The 16,000-nt window shown below is 53.2% G+C and carries 20 protein-coding genes and 2 pseudogenes; 16 read left to right on the top strand and 6 right to left on the bottom strand.

All coding sequences use genetic code 11. The annotated features are described in order from the left end of the window. Nucleotides 1-10: 10 nt before the first annotated feature. The 3 genes from spt to AC0V6W_RS07120 form a co-directional block, all read right to left on the bottom strand. Complete coding sequence (gene spt / locus AC0V6W_RS07130) at nt 11-1,258, bottom strand: serine palmitoyltransferase (RefSeq protein ID WP_486148540.1); 1,248 nt, start codon at nt 1,256-1,258, stop codon at nt 11-13. Nucleotides 1,259-1,272: 14 nt separating this feature from the next. Continuing rightward, entirely contained in the window at nt 1,273-1,515 is a 243-nt protein-coding gene (locus AC0V6W_RS07125; protein WP_486148538.1) for an acyl carrier protein, read from the bottom strand. 137 nt (nt 1,516-1,652) lie between these two features. Next, nucleotides 1,653-2,021 carry a response regulator gene (locus tag AC0V6W_RS07120; RefSeq protein WP_486148536.1) on the bottom strand — a complete coding sequence of 123 codons (369 nt, stop codon included), beginning with the start codon at nt 2,019-2,021 and terminating at the stop codon, nt 1,653-1,655. A 57-nt stretch (nt 2,022-2,078) separates the two neighbouring features. Between AC0V6W_RS07120 and AC0V6W_RS07115 the strand changes: the two genes are divergently transcribed. The 5 genes from AC0V6W_RS07115 to AC0V6W_RS07095 all read left to right on the top strand — a co-directional run bounded on the left by AC0V6W_RS07115 (nt 2,079) and on the right by AC0V6W_RS07095 (nt 5,304). Next, nucleotides 2,079-2,366, top strand: a complete 288-nt coding sequence (locus AC0V6W_RS07115) for a DUF3572 domain-containing protein (protein WP_486151492.1) — start codon at nt 2,079-2,081, stop codon at nt 2,364-2,366. Beyond that, a complete protein-coding gene (locus tag AC0V6W_RS07110) occupies nt 2,363-2,992 on the top strand; it encodes an HAD family hydrolase (protein ID WP_486148534.1) in 630 nt (209 codons plus the stop codon). The genes AC0V6W_RS07115 and AC0V6W_RS07110 overlap by 4 nt, the downstream gene beginning before the upstream one ends. Then, nucleotides 2,989-3,444, top strand: coding sequence for a RidA family protein (locus tag AC0V6W_RS07105; protein ID WP_486148532.1), 456 nt, complete (start codon nt 2,989-2,991; stop codon nt 3,442-3,444). Before AC0V6W_RS07110 ends, AC0V6W_RS07105 begins: the two co-directional genes overlap by 4 nt. 67 nt (nt 3,445-3,511) lie before the next feature. Further along, a complete protein-coding gene (locus AC0V6W_RS07100; protein ID WP_486148530.1) occupies nt 3,512-4,171 on the top strand; it encodes a glycerophosphodiester phosphodiesterase family protein in 660 nt (219 codons plus the stop codon). Next, nucleotides 4,168-5,304: a GNAT family N-acetyltransferase gene (locus AC0V6W_RS07095; RefSeq protein ID WP_486148528.1), complete on the top strand. Its 1,137-nt coding sequence runs from the start codon at nt 4,168-4,170 to the stop codon at nt 5,302-5,304. Before AC0V6W_RS07100 ends, AC0V6W_RS07095 begins: the two co-directional genes overlap by 4 nt. Before the next feature lie 3 nt (nt 5,305-5,307). Here AC0V6W_RS07095 and AC0V6W_RS07090 read toward each other — a convergent pair whose 3' ends face one another. Beyond that, on the bottom strand, nt 5,308-5,637 hold the full coding sequence (locus tag AC0V6W_RS07090) for an SEL1-like repeat protein (RefSeq protein WP_486148526.1): 330 nt from the start codon (nt 5,635-5,637) through the stop codon (nt 5,308-5,310). A gap of 316 nt (nt 5,638-5,953) precedes the next feature. Here AC0V6W_RS07090 and dksA point away from each other — a divergent pair, with 316 nt between their 5' ends. From dksA to kynU, 7 genes are all read left to right on the top strand, one after another. Further along, nucleotides 5,954-6,412, top strand: coding sequence for an RNA polymerase-binding protein DksA (dksA, locus tag AC0V6W_RS07085; RefSeq protein ID WP_486151490.1), 459 nt, complete (start codon nt 5,954-5,956; stop codon nt 6,410-6,412). 198 nt (nt 6,413-6,610) lie between these two features. Further along, nucleotides 6,611-6,988: a PilZ domain-containing protein gene (locus tag AC0V6W_RS07080; RefSeq protein ID WP_486148524.1), complete on the top strand. Its 378-nt coding sequence runs from the start codon at nt 6,611-6,613 to the stop codon at nt 6,986-6,988. 202 nt (nt 6,989-7,190) lie between these two features. After that, nucleotides 7,191-8,600, top strand: a complete 1,410-nt coding sequence (locus tag AC0V6W_RS07075) for an ABC transporter substrate-binding protein (protein ID WP_486148522.1) — start codon at nt 7,191-7,193, stop codon at nt 8,598-8,600. A 52-nt stretch (nt 8,601-8,652) separates the two neighbouring features. Continuing rightward, on the top strand, nt 8,653-9,036 hold the full coding sequence (locus AC0V6W_RS07070) for a DUF4112 domain-containing protein (RefSeq protein ID WP_486151488.1): 384 nt from the start codon (nt 8,653-8,655) through the stop codon (nt 9,034-9,036). 40 nt (nt 9,037-9,076) lie between these two features. After that, on the top strand, nt 9,077-9,868 hold the full coding sequence (locus AC0V6W_RS07065) for a tryptophan 2,3-dioxygenase (RefSeq protein ID WP_486148520.1): 792 nt from the start codon (nt 9,077-9,079) through the stop codon (nt 9,866-9,868). Continuing rightward, complete coding sequence (gene kynB / locus AC0V6W_RS07060) at nt 9,868-10,494, top strand: arylformamidase (RefSeq protein WP_486148518.1); 627 nt, start codon at nt 9,868-9,870, stop codon at nt 10,492-10,494. The genes AC0V6W_RS07065 and kynB overlap by 1 nt, the downstream gene beginning before the upstream one ends. Further along, a complete protein-coding gene (gene kynU, locus AC0V6W_RS07055; protein ID WP_486148516.1) occupies nt 10,491-11,708 on the top strand; it encodes a kynureninase in 1,218 nt (405 codons plus the stop codon). Before kynB ends, kynU begins: the two co-directional genes overlap by 4 nt. Nucleotides 11,709-12,041: 333 nt before the next feature. On the opposite strand, the pseudogene AC0V6W_RS07050 reads toward kynU, so the two are convergent. Continuing rightward, nucleotides 12,042-12,634: pseudogene (locus AC0V6W_RS07050) on the bottom strand (HNH endonuclease). A 149-nt stretch (nt 12,635-12,783) separates the two neighbouring features. Between AC0V6W_RS07050 and gluQRS the strand changes: the two are divergent. From gluQRS to AC0V6W_RS07030, 4 genes and pseudogenes are all read left to right on the top strand, one after another. Next, nucleotides 12,784-13,605, top strand: a complete 822-nt coding sequence (gene gluQRS, locus AC0V6W_RS07045; RefSeq protein ID WP_486151486.1) for a tRNA glutamyl-Q(34) synthetase GluQRS — start codon at nt 12,784-12,786, stop codon at nt 13,603-13,605. Between the two features lie 24 nt (nt 13,606-13,629). Next, on the top strand, nt 13,630-13,863 hold the full coding sequence (locus AC0V6W_RS07040; protein ID WP_486148514.1) for a hypothetical protein: 234 nt from the start codon (nt 13,630-13,632) through the stop codon (nt 13,861-13,863). A gap of 43 nt (nt 13,864-13,906) precedes the next feature. Continuing rightward, a pseudogene (locus AC0V6W_RS07035) lies at nt 13,907-14,481 on the top strand (cob(I)yrinic acid a,c-diamide adenosyltransferase). A gap of 95 nt (nt 14,482-14,576) precedes the next feature. Then, nucleotides 14,577-15,446, top strand: a complete 870-nt coding sequence (locus tag AC0V6W_RS07030) for a 3-hydroxyacyl-CoA dehydrogenase NAD-binding domain-containing protein (protein ID WP_486148512.1) — start codon at nt 14,577-14,579, stop codon at nt 15,444-15,446. Here AC0V6W_RS07030 and AC0V6W_RS07025 read toward each other — a convergent pair. Continuing rightward, nucleotides 15,358-15,999 carry a hypothetical protein gene (locus tag AC0V6W_RS07025; RefSeq protein ID WP_486148510.1) on the bottom strand — a complete coding sequence of 214 codons (642 nt, stop codon included), beginning with the start codon at nt 15,997-15,999 and terminating at the stop codon, nt 15,358-15,360. The two genes, AC0V6W_RS07030 and AC0V6W_RS07025, sit on opposite strands and share 89 nt — an antisense overlap. Nucleotide 16,000: the final 1 nt, after the last annotated feature.

Below are 16,000 nucleotides of genomic sequence, written 5' to 3'. Positions count from 1 at the left end.
GCACTTGGGTCTAGGCGATAATTCCAACCGCTTTTCCTGCCCGTTCGAACATTTGCAGAATGGTCTTTACCTCATCCGCTGAATGTTCCGCGCATAATGAACAACGCAGCAAAGTCATTCCGGCAGGCGTAGCCGGTGGCCGCGCGAGATTGACATAGAGGCCCTCTTTCAAAAGCGCCTCCCACATCATGGCGCCTTGTTCGAGATCAGGCATAATGACCGCTACAATTGCGCTTTGCGGCTCATCTGTACCAAGTGAGAACCCCAAGCCCTTAAGGCCTTTGTGCAGCGTTTTAGAGTTCTCCCACAAATGAGCGCGCTTATTCGATCCGTGCATCAATTTTCGAATGGAGGTGGCAGCGGTCGCTACAACGCTGGGAGGCAGACTTGCCGTGAACACATAAGGGCGGCAGACAAGGCGCATGATATCGAACTTGGGGTGATTGGAGACGCAAAAGCCGCCAACAGTTCCCACAGACTTCGAAAACGTTCCAATGATGAAATCGACATCATCGATCACACCTTGATCTTCACACACCCCGCGGCCGTTTTCTCCGATGAAGCCCATGGAATGCGCTTCATCTACCAAAACCATTGCACCATAGCTTTTTGCAACTGCGATCATTTCTTTTAGCGGAGCAACATCGCCAAGCATGGAATACACGCCTTCGAGGATAACGAGCTTGCCAGCGTCCGCTGGTATGCGCCTCAGCCGTTTTTCCATCGCTTCGATATCGTTGTGCTTGAAAGGGACAATTTCGGCCCTGCCCATAGCGCAGCCATCATAGATCGATGCATGGCTGTCGATGTCGATAACAACATAGTCGCCTTTGCCAGCGATAGTGGAAATGATTCCAAGGTTGGCTTGGTAACCGGTGGAAAAGACCATGGCGTGATCCATTCCGTAGAATTCTTTTAGCGCATCCTCGCACTCTTTGTGCCCCTGATACGTGCCATTAAGAACGCGGCTTCCGGTTGTGCCCGAACCGAATTTTTCAAGAGCTTCCTTGCCTGCCTCGATCACTTCTGGATCAAACGTCATGCCCATATAATTGTATGTTCCAAGCAGGATCGTTTCGCGCCCGTTACAAACCGCGCGGGTCGGTGACAGCACCTTTTCCATCACGAGATTGTATGGATCTTCGACACCAGTCGCGAGAATGGTCTCGCGCAACTGGATCATACCATCGAATTTGGAAAAAAGATCACCTTTAGCGGGAGCTGATTCGGTCGCGGGCGGGCTAACAATGTCGTTCATTGGATTGCTTCTTATCAGCTATCTTGAAGTTTATGCACGGCGCTTACCAGCTGCCCGTAAGTTTCAATTTCGGCCTGCTGATTCATGCTTATGATGACGTCAAATTCGTCCTCAATTTCCGCAACGAAATCCATGACAGTGAGGCTGTCAAATTCCAGATCATTGGCAAACGTCGTGCCTTCGGTGATTTCAACGCCTTTTTTGTTGAACGGTTCAATTAGCGTTCGAATGCGCGTGTCAACTTCGGCGCTATCCATGATCAGGGTCTCTTTCATTGTTGCAAGAACTGGGATGCCGGCGATTGAGTGTGGGCCGGGTCTTTCGCTCTTTATCGCTTCAAAATATTAACCGGCAAAATGGTCATTTACCGCTCAATTGCAAGCATCACGGCGGTTCAGGTCTCAATCAGCGCTTTCACAGCATTCATGAAAGGCAGGATGGAAACTGGCTTTGAAAGGTAGCCCGAGGCCCCCGCCGATCGGATGCGTTCCTCGTCGCCCTTGGCCGCAAATGCCGTAACAGCCAGCACTGGAATTTCGCGCAAGGCAGCGTCCTCGCCTGCAGCTTTTATCAAATCAATTCCAGAGATACCCGGTAACTGGATGTCCATTATGATGAGGTTTGGCGATGTTTCACGCGCTTGATCAAGCGCCAATGCGCCATCTGCTACTGGCTGCACATCAAAACCATTGGCTTTAAGCACATCGCAAAACAATTTGCGGTTGAGGTCATTGTCCTCAACAACCATAATTCGCTTGGTCACGTCTCGCCCCGCCTTTGCTTATGCGAATTCAACTACTCTTACCCAAGGCTCTTCACAATCCCACATCCTCCCGCACAATCACACAATTCCAGCGCCCCATCAGCGCCAACCCTTGCCCTTGCCGTGATCGGCTGGATCATGCAGGATCAAGATCGTGCTGAACGTTACTTTTCATTGACGGGTTTAAGTCCAGAGACCTTGCGTGCAGGTCTTGGTGACGAACAAATTCTCGCCTCAAGCCTGGAATTTCTCGTCAACCATGAACCAGATCTGGTCCGAGCGTCAGAAGCTCTTGCCGTAACACCAGAAGATCTGGTCGCAGCCCATCAGGAACTTTCTCAATGAACCGCCCTCTTATTATCAGCGATTGTGACGAAGTGATTTTGCATATGGTCGCGCCTTTCAAGGAATGGCTGGAGGAATCTCAAGGCGTCGACTTTAATCTGGAAGGCGCAAATTTTGGCGAGGCACTGCGTTGGCAGAAGACAGGTGAATTGCTTCAGGCGGTGGATGTTTGGCGCAAACTTGGCGATTTCTTCAAGACCGAGATGCCGCGCCAGCAACCTATCGAAGGCGCGATAGAGGCTTTGGCTGTTTTGAATGAGCACGCTGATGTGGTTGTGCTGACCAATTTGGTTGACGAAAATCGGGAAAAGCGAGCTCAGCAATTGTTGGCGCACGGCCTCTCGGCGCCAGTGTACACCAACCAGGGGCCGAAAGGCCCTGCACTCAAGAAGATAATCGAAGAGTATTCGCCTAGCAGGGCTGTCTTTATCGACGATTTACCGCAACACCACCATTCAGCAGCGGAAACGGTTTCGGATACGGTGCGATTGCATTTGTGCGGCGAACCTCTGATCGCCGGATCGATCGACTGCGCGCACAAAGCGGGGCACGCTGATGCGCGGATCGATCAGTGGGCCGAAGCTTTGCCTTGGATAATTAATCAATTGGAGGTGCAGTCACAATGACAATCGCATCGAGACTTAATGAATTGGGCATAGTGCTGCCTGAAGCTGCCGCCCCGGTCGCAAGCTATCAGCCGCTCGTTCACCACAGCGGTATTGCGCATATCTCCGGTCAACTTCCATTTCACAATGGCAAAGTCATGACCGGGCGATTGGGAGAAGATGTCAGCTTAGAGCAGGGTGCCGAGGCCGCGCGAGCATGCGGGATGATGATCCTCGCGCAATTGAAAGCCGCCGGCTTGCTGGAACGGGTCGATCGCGTCGTTAAATTGGGCGCTTTTGTCAGTTCCACTAGTGATTTTACGGATCAGCCCAAAGTTGCGAATGGGGCTTCTGATTTGATGTATGAGGTTTTTGGCGAAAAAGGACGTCACGCACGGGCTGCAGTGGGTGTGCCAGTGCTACCGCTTGGCGCCGCGGTGGAGGTTGATGCTGTGATCGCAGTTAGCGAGTGAGCAGACGGCGTGTTCCTGATTGGTTGACTGCGTGGGAATACGCGCATCGCGGACTGCATGGGGGGCGGTGCCTGAAAATTCGTTGGCTGGTGCAGATGCCGCGATCGCTGCGGGCCTGGGGATTGAATGCGATATCCAGCGCAGCCTCGATGATGTTCCAATGGTGTTTCATGACTGGAATTTGAAACGACTGGCTGGCGCGGATGCTGAAACAGAACAACTGGTCGCAGACGCACTTGAAGAGAAGTTCACTTTGCTCGGCACCGACCAATATCCGGTTCGTCTCAGGAGATTTTTGCAACATGTTAGCGGGCGCGTGCCGCTGCTTATCGAAATAAAGTCCACGCCTGAATATAACGTTGAATTGACCTGCGCAGTGGTACGCTCGGAACTTCAATCGTATTCAGGCCGGCACGCGGTAATGAGCTTTGATCCGCGGGTCTCGCGGTGGTTCGCCAAACATTCCGCCACAACCTTGCGGGGGTTGGTTATGCGCGAGGATGAGCACGGCCACACCCAGACGCAGTCAGAGCGAAAGGATGCGTTGGCCTGCGCCGATCCCGATTTTCTCGCCTATCATATTGCAGCTTTGCCCAATAACTGGGTGGCTGATCTGCGCAAAGGTGGTCTTGCGATCCTCACGTGGACAGTAAACGCGAAAGACACGCGAGAGCGAGCTCTCAGACATGCCGATGCGCTGATCGCTGAGGGTGAAGGGTTGGCATGAGCGCCGAGCTTACTGTCCGGATTGCGCCGTCGGTTAGGGGTTTTGACGCGGGCCAATGGAATGCGCTGGGCGGCAACCGCAATCCTTTTGTCAGTCATGAGTTTCTGACGGCGATGGAGGATTCTGGCAGTGTCGGTGTTGGAACCGGCTGGGAACCAGCGCCAATCGTTGTGACCGACCAAAACGACACTTTGCTCGCTGCGGTTCCGAGCTATGCCAAGGGGCATAGCCAGGGCGAATATGTATTTGACCATTCGTGGGCCGACGCTTTGCAGAGGGCGGGCGGGCAATATTACCCCAAACTGCAAATCGCAGCGCCCTTTACTCCTGCCAATGGCCCAAGATTGCTTTTGTCTGATCCATCCTTGGCCTCGCATCTCTTGCAAGGCGCGCAGGCGCTTTGCCTCCAAAACCAGCTTTCATCCGCTCACGCGACATTTATCGAGCCGGAACAGGTGCCTTTGTTCGAACAAGAGGGCTGGCTGATCCGCAACGATATTCAGTTTCATTGGTTGAACCCGGGATATGAAACTTTTGATGATTTCCTGGCAGCACTGGCGTCTCGCAAGCGCAAAAATCTTCGTAAAGAGAGGTCAGCAGCCCAAACAGGATTGAAGATACGTCGCCTTTCTGGTGACGATATCAGACCTGAACACTGGGACGCCTTTTGGGTGTTCTATCAAGATACCGGCGCGCGCAAATGGGGAGCCCCCTATTTAACTCGCGAGGCTTTTGAATTGCTCGGCGAACGGATGGGAGAACGGCTGGTCCTCATCTTGGCCTATGATGATGCAACTCCGATAGCAGGCGCATTGAATTTCATCGGCTCAGATGCCTTGTACGGCCGATATTGGGGCTGCACGCAAGAAGTGCGGTTCCTGCACTTTGAGCTGTGTTATTATCAGGCCATCGACATCGCAATCGAGCTTGGGTTGAGCCGGGTCGAAGCGGGAGCGCAGGGCGGTCACAAACTCGCTCGCGGGTATGAACCTGTCCAAACTCATTCTGCGCACTGGATCGCTGATCCTGGCTTCAAGGCTGCTATTGCCGATTTTCTCGAGCGTGAGCGCGAAGGCGTGGCGGCTGATCAGATTTTTCTGGGTCAGCGCACGCCGTTCAAATTGACCCGGTAAGGCTCAAGCTGCTTTTCGGCGCTCATCAGCCAGCCATTGCCGTGCGCGGCGTTGGGCTTCTGCAATTTCGCGGGCTGTCATTTCTTCCGATATGTCGGAACGTGACCATGCCGCTTCGTCATGCCCGCGCGATGCAGCAAGATTAAGCCATTTGTGCGCTTCGATCAGATCAGCGTCCAATCCGCTGCTGCCGGTCGAGTAGGCCATGCCCAAATCGAACAAAGCTGAGATGTCGCCGCGCGAAGCGGCTGCCAGACGCGTGGCGATAAGGATGTCGTCGTCAGTGCTGCCCAGTTTTTTCGCGTCGGTTGTGTCGATTTGAGTCAGTTTCATTTGTTATTCCCCGTTCGTCGATCCGCCCCCCGCGCATCGCTTGAAAGGAGATTTCCAAGATCATGGTCAACAAATGGTTAACGCAGCTTGATATTCTTAACTCACAACTGGAGAGTAAAGTGCGGCCAAAGCTGGAAACGAAAATTTTATGGCGCCGCAATACTGCGAAATGAGCTTAGCCGCTTGTGCGGCAGTCACCCCTTGCCTATAGCGCCGCACATGCGATCGATCATGTTGGGGAGCAGATCGAAATTGAAACGTGTAAGCGTCAGGACGGGACGGTCTCGAGGGGATATTTTTGGGACAAGAAAACCACATGGGCAGCGCCACCTCTGAAGAAATTGATATCCTTGAAAAAGCCAAGCGCTTGCTCGGGCCAGATTATCTGCCGAGCGAAGACGAGGAATACATGAGTGAGCCGCAGCAGAACTATTTCCGCATGCTGCTGATCGAATGGAAGCGTTCGATTCATGACGCAGCCGACCAAACCCTTCAATCGCTTCAAGACGGCCCTATTCGAGAAGCTGATTTGAATGATCGCGCTTCAAGCGAAACCGATTGGGGTATCGAGTTGCGCACCCGTGACAGGCAGCGCAAGTTGATATCAAAGATTGATTCAGCGCTTCGTCGGATTCATGAAGGCGAATATGGTTTCTGTGAAGTCACAGGAGACCCAATTGGGTTGAGGCGCTTGATTGCTCGCCCTGTGGCGACGATGACGGTCGAGGCACAGGAGGCCCATGAACGGCGCGAAAAGATCTCGCGCGACAATTAGGGCATAAAGAAAGGCATAGCCTTGCGTTTCAATTTGGGACGCAGTATTTTTGTATTGGGTCGAAGAAAACGGTTTAACGCACCGTTAACTGCCAAAAGTTAGCTCGATCTCGTCTTTCGATTGAGGTTTGTCCAGTCGAAAGGTTTATCCGGACGGGTACGCTATCGCTCGGCCGGCAAAAATAGGAGCGGTCCGGCAATGACGAGTTTGGAAACAAGAAGTGTGTCGCGCGACAGCTTTTTTCTGCTCGCCACTATTCGCATTGAGCAGCAAAAAGAGTCGCACAGAGTGCGCGTCCGAAATCTCTCGGACGGCGGAATGATGGCTGAGGGTTCTTTGCGAGTTCAACGCGGCAACCGACTCGAAATAGAATTGCGTAATGTTGGGTCAGTCAATGGCAGTGTCGCTTGGGTCCAGGACAATCGTTTTGGTATTGCTTTCGATGAAGAAATCAACTCGCAGCTTGCGAGGCAGTCCCCGGATTCAGACGAAAGACCCGAGAGTTCCGGTCCGGAGGGTTCTTGGGCGCACCGCGCTCCAAAAACTCCGGAAGCGGGCAAGGTCAGAAAAATCTAGGTTTGCCGCCCCCGAAAACCCAAATCGTTGAGGTTTTCGTTTTGACGCACGCTATGGTGTGGTCCTACTCTTAAGACCTGCTATTGCTCGCGGCGCGATGCGTGTTTGCTCAAATCAAGAACTCCTCAGTTTCTGGTCGAGGCTTTGGACTGCCCTTTTGCTGGCAGCTGGCTCCTTCGCTTTGTCATCTTGCGGTAACTCGGTGCAAGAAGGCCCCGTTGCGGTGGCAGTTATTGGAGACCCTGAGAGCCTTGATCAGAGTGGGTACCGACTGTCTGTGGCGGCGCAACATCTAAGGGGTTCGACCAATGAGGGACTGGTTGCCCTTGATCAGTCAGGAAGGATATTACCCGGGCTCGCTGAGCGATGGCATGTTTCGCCTGACGGACTATACTACACCTTCAAACTGCGCGACGCCTCATGGTCGAATGATGAGCCCATCACAGCTGAAGAGGTCAGGCGAATTCTTCGTGTCACAGTGGATCAGTTGGATGGAACCACGCTTGGTTTAGATTTGGCCAAGCTTCAAGAGATACGTGCGATGACAGGGCGCGTTTTGGAATTGCGGTTGTCCAGCCCGATGCCTGAATTCCTTCGTGTCCTGGCTCAGCCAGAACTTGGACTGGTGCAAAACGCCATGGGTTCTGGTCCAATGGTATCTATCCGCGGTGATGATAACCAGCTGCTAGAGCTAAGTGCCTTACCTCCGGACCGCAGAGGGCTGCCAGCACGAGAAAATTGGGAGCGCTTTTTTCGCCCCCTCACGCTGCGAGTATTGCCTGCGCCTGATGCGGTTGATGAGTTTGCGCAAGGCAGCATTGACGTGTTGCTCAATGGCACTTTGGCAGATCTTCCGCGCGTCGATCTAGGTCCGCTTTCGCGCGGTACAATCCAGGTCGATCCAACGCAGGGCATTTTCGGCTTGGCGTTTCTCAATTCAAACGGTGTGCTTTCTGATTCAGCGAGACGAGAAGCCTTGTCGATGGCGATCGACCGAGACGCATTGATAGAGCCATTTGGCCTTGGCGGCTGGCAGCCCAGTGATCTTATCGTGTCGTCCTCGATGATTGAGGGTGCTGGATTTACCGAGTCTCGCTGGCCTGATCTGAGCTTGGAAGAGCGCAGGTCTATTGCCGCAAGACGAATTTCCCAGTGGGAAGGCGCGGCGGGTGCTGATGCGGTGGTGCGAGTGCGGTTGGCACCGGGGCCAGGCAATGACCAGCTGTTCAACGAGCTTAGGCAATCATGGCAGGCTATTGGGCTGGAAGCCAATCGAGTGACTGGTAATGGCCTCGCTGATTTGGAACTACGCGACGCTATAGCGCGATATTCTTCGCCTAGGTGGTTTCTAAACCAGTTTAATTGCGGGGTGAGCCAAGGCCTATGTTCGAAGCAAGCAGACGAATTGGTAGGGGCATCTCTCGATCTTCGTGACCTTGGTGCCAAGCGGCGCTTGCTTGCAGATGCACATGACGCGTTAGTGGCCGAAGAAGTGTTTATTCCGTTCGGTGCACCTGTGCGTTGGGCTTTGGTTCGTGGCAGGATTGCGTCGTTTGAACCCAATCCGTGGGGCCTTCACCCCTTGTTCCCGCTCTCTCAAGCCACCAATTAGGCAGTAAAGGAGAAAAAGTGTGGACCGCCCTGAGCCGTTTCAGCCCGCTGCAATGAACTTAACGACAGGTACTGACCCGGAATCAGTTCGAGCCCGCGTTAAGGCACTCGAATACTTGCTCGAGCGAAGCTTTCGCGTACCCGGCGTGAATGTCCCGATCGGTTTGGACGCGCTTATCGGTCTTGTGCCGGTACTGGGAGATTTTGTCACCACTGCACTCGGCGCTTACATTGTCTGGGAGGCACGGAACCTTGGATTGTCGCGGTGGCAGATCATGCGAATGGGCGGCAATGTTGCATTCGACATGGTTCTTGGCTTGGTCCCCTTAGTCGGCGATGCGGCTGATTTTGTGTTCCGATCTAACACGCGGAATTTGCGCATCATCAAACGGCATTTGGACAAGCATCACCCCCAAAGCCGGATCATCGAAGGGTGATTGCCAAGAATTTAAGTGCATTTCTGGGAAACTGAATGGCATGCCTGCTGAAATCACCTATTCGAACTATCTTGATTTAGATCGGATATTATCCGCTCAGCATCCCTCATCGGACGCACACGACGAAATGCTCTTCATTGTCGTCCATCAAGCCAGCGAGCTGTGGCTCAAATTGTGTCTTCATGAATTGACCGCAGCGCGCCTTGCAATCGAAACAGATGATCTTCGGCCGGCGTTCAAAATGCTTTCGCGCGTCGCTCGCGCTCAGCAGCAACTGATCCAAAGTTGGGATGTCTTGAGCACAATGACACCCCATGATTATTCGCGCATCCGTCCATTTCTGGGAGGCTCAAGCGGGTTTCAGTCACCGCAATACCGCATGATGGAGTTCATGCTTGGAGGCCGTGACAAAAAACACATTAAGCTGCATCGTGACAACTCGGATTGGTCTGCGCGGTTGGAAGCTGAAACGGCGCGCGCCAGCTTGTATGAAGCAGCCTTGTCTTTGTTATCACGGAGAGGCTTTGCAATTGATCCAGAGGTGTTTGAGCAACCGGCCAGCAAGTCTTACGCGCATAATTCACGCGTCGAAGCCGCATGGGCCGAAATTTATAAAGAACCAGCGAAACACTGGGATCTTTATGAATTGGCCGAAAAGCTGGTCGATCTTGAATACCATTTCCAACGCTGGCGATTTGGCCATCTGAAAACGGTTGAGCGCATCATCGGCTTCAAACGCGGAACAGGGGGAACGCCTGGCGTGCCTTACCTAGAGGGGGTGCTCAAGCAGGCCTTCTTCCCAGAATTGCTCAGTGTCAGGACTGCAATCTGATGGCGCGCCGCATTTGGGATATTTCTCAAAGGCTTCGCCCCAATCTGCCTGTTTGGCCCGGCGATACAGCTTTTCAGCATGCACGGACCTGGAAAATGGAGGAAGGTTCTGCGGTCAATGTGTCGGCGCTGACATTGTCGACGCATTCGGGCACGCACGCAGATGCCCCGCTGCATTACGCAGTTGGTGCCCGTGACATCGCACAGGTCGATTTGGAGCCCTATTTGGGTCGTTGTCTCGTGGTCGATGCCAGTTCGGTAGAGGCGTTGGTGGAGGTTGGCGACGTGCCTGATGTCCAAGGCGTGCAGCGTGTTTTGTTTCGGACATTCAAGAGCTTTCCACTCGAAGATTGGATTGCTGAAACCGCCGCAATCGCGCCTGAAACGATTGACTGGCTTGCATCGCAAGGCGTTCGGCTGGTCGGGATTGATGGCCCCTCGATCGATCCGCAATTTTCCCTCACGATGGCAGCGCACAAGGCCGTACTGAAACACGATATGCGTGTGCTCGAAGGTTTGATTTTGGATGGTGTGGCTGCAGGGCAATACGAGCTCATCGCATTACCTCTTTCAATTGAAGGCGGCGATGCTTCACCTGTTCGCGCCATCTTGCGAGACCTGCCATGATCGAAAGAGCTCGCGAACTCGACGCTGCCGATCCGCTCGCATCCTATCGTGATCGGTTCAGCTTGCCTGAAGGCATCGTTTACCTTGATGGTAATTCACTGGGAGCCCTTCCAAAGGCCACGCCCGCCGCGATGCAGCGCGCTGTCGAGCATGAGTGGGGCAACGGCCTCATCGGGTCTTGGAACAGCGCTGGATGGTTCGATATGGCCGCGCGAGTGGGAGGCAAGATTGCGCCGCTCATCGGGGCCAAAGACCATGAAGTGATCGTATGCGACAGCGTGAGCGTGAACCTATTCAAATTGATTGCTGCGGCGCTGCAGATGCGGCCGGGGCGCACCGTTGTCCTTTCTGAACCCGGCAATTTTCCGACTGACGTCTACATGATCGAAGGGTTAGAAAAACAGGGACTTGCCGAACGGCGGCTTGCAGATCGTAAGGCTCTTCTCGAGGCGTTGGATGACAATGTTGCGTTGTTGATGCTTACACATGCTCATTACAAAACGGGCGATCTGTTCGACATGTCGGCTTTGACCAAAGCCGCACATAAGGTGGGGGCTCTGGTTTTGTGGGACTTGTCTCATTCCGCAGGAGCACTCCCTGTTGATCTGAATGGCTGCGCTGCAGACTTCGCCACTGGCTGCGGCTATAAATATTTGTGCGGGGGCCCTGGTGCGCCTGCTTTTGCTTTCGTTGCCGAGCGCCATCATTCGGAATTGAAACAGCCGCTTACGGGATGGTTCGGTCACGCGAGACCTTTCGAATTCTCTGACGATTATGAGCCGGCCGCAGGTATTGAGCAGCTGCAATGCGGCACGTCGCCGATCCTCGGTCTGACGGCCTTGGAAGTGGGTGTAGAGTTGATCGCGGAAATTGGAGTCGATCGGCTAAACGCCAAGTCGCAGGCGCTTTCTGAGTTTTTTCTGGAGTGTCTGGGAATAGATGCAGCCGATTTGGAGCTAGTTTCAGCCTTAAAGGCTCATAATCGCGGTAGTCAGCTCTCGTTTCGGCACCCAGACGCGTATCCGATATGTCAGGCCTTGATCGAACAGGGTGTCGTGGGTGATTTTCGTCACCCTGACATCCTGCGGCTTGGATTTGCGCCGGCATATTTGGGATTTGAAGATATGTGGCAGGCTGCAAACAAACTTCTTCAAGTTATCGAGAACATTGATTGGGTTCGCGATAAGTTCTCGGAAATAAACGCAGTTACCTGAAACTGGCTCTCTCAATACATCCAAAACGGTTCTAATTCACTCAAATCCTGGCATAATTAGTCTATAGCTATGGAAGGGCCGACGTTTTGTTGGTTTTTTACAGGGGAGGTGAATATGGACTATTCTATTATTGTATCTATCGCGATGGTCTGCATTGCATTTTCGATGCTTGTTGTAAAAATCATCGAGATCTCACAGATGAACTGACAAAAAACTGCTGGATTGGACTGGTTCTGGTCTGCAACAGCCAAAGGCCGCGTTATTTTTCGGCGCGGCCTTTGATCGTGCATGTTTGTGAACTGTGACGGAGTGTGTGCCAGCAAAAGGCGCAGGTTACGCTTCCAGTTCGATGTCCCAATAAAGCCAATCTCGCCATGTCTCATGGAGGAAGTTGGGCGGGAACATTTTGCCGTATTGCTGCAATTGCCAGCTAGTCGGACGGATGGGATTGATCGTAACTGGCATATTGGCTTGTTTAGGCGTGCGACCGCCTTTTTTAGGTTGCACGATGCGCAGGCGGTGGTGATGTTTTCCCAGGTTGTCTTTCCGCCCAATCGGCGCGGGATGACGTGATCAAACGTTAAATGGTCCCTTGCGCTGCAATATTGGCATTGAAAGCGGTCGCGCAGAAATACGTTGAAGCGCGTGAAAGCGGGAAATTCGCTTTGTTTCACATACTGCCTCAGTGCGATAACGCTGGGAATTTTCATATCCAAGCTGGGCGAATGCACTTCGCGTTCGTAATTGGCGACGATATCGACCCGGTCCAAGAAGACTGCTTTTATGGCAGTCTGCCATGGCCAAAGGCTCAGCGGATAGTAGGACAGGGGAGTATAATCGGCATTCAGCACAAGTGCTGGGCACGCAGACAAATTGCGCGTCGGATCTTCCTCTGCACTGCGAAACCGTGCAGCTTCTTCGACCAGTTCGGCTTTGAACACGCTTGGCGCTCCTCCCTGATTGACGTGAACATGCCGCGCGCTTTGAGAGAGTCAAAGCTTATCTTGTCCGCTATCCACAGTCATGGTCAATTTCATTGTGCTCGAAACAAAGAAACCGTGTGGGCGTTAAGCACATTGTGAAGACAGTCACCCGTTTCGCGCCCAGCCCCAATGGCAATTTGCATCTTGGCCATGCTTTCTCTGCCATTTTTGCACACGATTTCGCGCGCGAACGGGGCGGTGACTTTCTTTTGCGCATCGAAGATATTGATGGGCCGCGATCCCGCCGTGAATTTGCGGATAATTTCAGGCGCGATTTGGAATGGTTGGGGTTGGAATGGCTAGAAGTCGCTCCCCAATCAGAACGCCTAGCTTCTTATGAAACAGCGGCTCAAACAATCGCAGAAATGGGAATGCTTTATGCGTGTTCATGCACTCGCAAAGAAGTGGAGGCGTTGCCTGTCCGAGTGGCACAAGACGGGCAAGTCTATCCAGGATCATGCAAGGGGCGTTGCAACAATCCTGCGGAACCAGCGGCTTTAAGGCTTGATATTGATGCCGCAATGGCGCGGTTTGGCGATCTTATTTGGACCGATGAGGAAGTAGGAAGCGTCGTGGCCGATCCGCGTGAATTTGGCGATGTGGTCGTTGTTCGCAAAGACTTGCCAGCCAGCTATCACTTGGCTGCGACATTAGATGACGCTCGTGATGGAGTGACCGACGTAACGCGTGGAGCGGATCTCTTTGTCGCCACACATATCCATCGAATCTTGCAGGAGATACTGCGCTTGCCCGTACCACACTGGCATCATCACCCCTTAATCCTTGATCCAGAAGGTAAAAAGTTGGCCAAAAGCCGCAATTCGCCGCCGCTTATAAATAGGCGGAATGCCGGTGAGGACGGGAAAGCGTTGGCGGCACAATTGCGTGACAGGTATTTTCCTCTTGGAACTTAGGCGAAGGCTGCCCATTTCACCTTCATGAACTATTTCCTTATCCCCGTGCTGATTGTCCTTTGCGTCCTTGTGGTTGTGTCTTTGATCCGAGGTGTGGTCGCATTTTTGAAAACGACTAAGATCGACCTTGAAACAGGTGAAGGAGAGACTGCAACAGATATGCAGCTCGCGCAAAACAAAGCGATGTTCGCTCGGATTAAATACCAGGCTCTGGCCATTGTGGTTGTTGCGATCATATTCCTGGTGGCGCAGAACTGAGCTTTCTGGACGCACGCGCGATCGCAGTTCATACTGCGTAGCCATGGTCAAACTGAACAAAATATACACGCGTACTGGCGATGATGGGACCACTGGTCTTGTTGATGGGTCTCGAACACCAAAACATTCAGAACGCATCGCTGCAATTGGGGCGGTTGATGAAGCGAACAGCGCGATAGGTCTCGCCATATGCGCGGTTGAGAGTGATGCTCACCAATCGCTGCTTACCAGAGTGCAAAATGATCTGTTCGACCTAGGCGCTGATCTTGCGACACCTGCCGAGAAGGGTGATTTTCGCCCTTCCAAGATGGTCTTGCGAATAGTCCCTCCACAAAGCGATTGGATCGAACGCCAGATTGATACGCTTAATGAGAAGCTGGAGCCTCTTTCAAGCTTTGTCCTGCCAGGTGGGGGGAGGCAGCTGCCCGATTGCACGTCGCTCGCGCGGCCGTTCGGTCTGCTGAACGCTTTATGACCGCCCTGGCAGCTGAAGTTCCAGTAAACCCTGCTGCGCTCACTTATATCAACCGTTTGTCGGACCTACTGTTTGTCATGGCGCGGGTGCTCAATGATTATGGGCAGGCTGATGTGAAGTGGGTGCCGGGGTCAAGCCGATAGGCGACATCTTAAGCTAAATTGCTGGCCAATCGCAAAGTGCGACGCTACTTGCCGCGTGACGTGCAATATGTTGCACTTGCGAAGGGATGAGGTTGATGCGGACAATAGCTGTGATTGGTGCCGGGCAAATGGGGACTGGCATTGCCCAGACCATAGCCCAAAACGGAATGGCCGTTTTGATCTCGGATGTGGATCTGGCCCGCGCGCAGGCTGGTAAGGCGGGAATTGAGAAAGCTGTTTCCAAGCTGGTCGGTCGCGGCAAAATAGAGGCGGATGCGGCAGAAGCCTTGCTTTCCCGGATCACCCCCGTTCCCGATTATGCTCCCATGGCCGATGCCCAGCTGATCATTGAGGCAGCGACGGAAAAGGAGCCCATCAAACAAGCCATTTTTGAGAATGTCGGAAAGGTGTTGGCGCCAAACGCTGTGATGGCTTCAAACACAAGCTCTATTCCGATCACCAGGATGGCCAATCATTCGCCCGATCCAGAGAGATTTATTGGACTGCATTTCTTCAATCCTGTCCCAGTGATGGGACTTATCGAGGTTATTCCGGGCCTTGCTACATCTGAAGCGACCACTGATGAAGTTACCGCCTTTGCCGAAGGTCTTGGCAAGCAGGTGGTCCTGAGCCAGGATGAACCCGGTTTTGTGGTGAACCGCATTCTGCTGCCGATGATTAACGAGGCAGTGTTTGTGCTGGGTCAGTCAACTGCAGGCATTGAAGACATCGACAAGGGCTGCCGGTTGGGCCTCAATCATCCCATGGGCCCTCTCCAACTGGCCGATTTCGTGGGCTTGGACACCTGTCTCGACATTATCAAAGTTCTCTACAAAACCACCCGCGACACCAAATATCGCCCCGCACCATTGCTGGTCAAATATGTTGAAGCGGGGTGGTTGGGCCGCAAAACAGGCCGCGGCTTTTACGACTATTCAGGTGATCAGCCCGCTCCAACGCGATGACCGGCGCTGGGATGCTTGGCAGGTTATTCAACCTCGCCAGCATCTCCCTTGCCTTTGCCACCAACGGAAGGGCTAATGCGGTTCGCATCGACAGGGATAGGGGCGTGCTCGCCCCCTCAGCTGCCACGACGATGCGTTTGGGCGGCGAGCTGGATTTTGCACTGCCACTTGAGGGTGCAGGGGCGCTGGCAAAAGGTGACGGGCCGGCGCTCTGTGTGTTTTCTGTGAAATCACCATCACCATCAGAACTGTCTAGTTCACCATCAATCTCGTTAGGGTTTGTTCGGGCAAAGCCGTTGTCATCAAGGCTCTCGTCTTCAGCCTCATCCCCCAGCATATCATCGAAACTGGTGGCCGATGCCCAGCCAGCATTATCCGCCTTGGCAAGCTGCTCTGAGTCGTCCTCCGCAGTTTCTTCGTTTGATAGCTGTTCAGCATCACCGTCACTGCTGGCATCAGTTCGAATGTTGGATGCAAGCAAAATTCCGCCAATCGCGATGACGGCTAGGATGCTGAGCATCACTTTATACTTTTCAAGAAACGCAATAGACATA

This window comes from Erythrobacter sp. JB1-7 (assembly GCF_057365015.1).
This window is presented reverse-complemented; position numbering and strand designations above follow the sequence as displayed.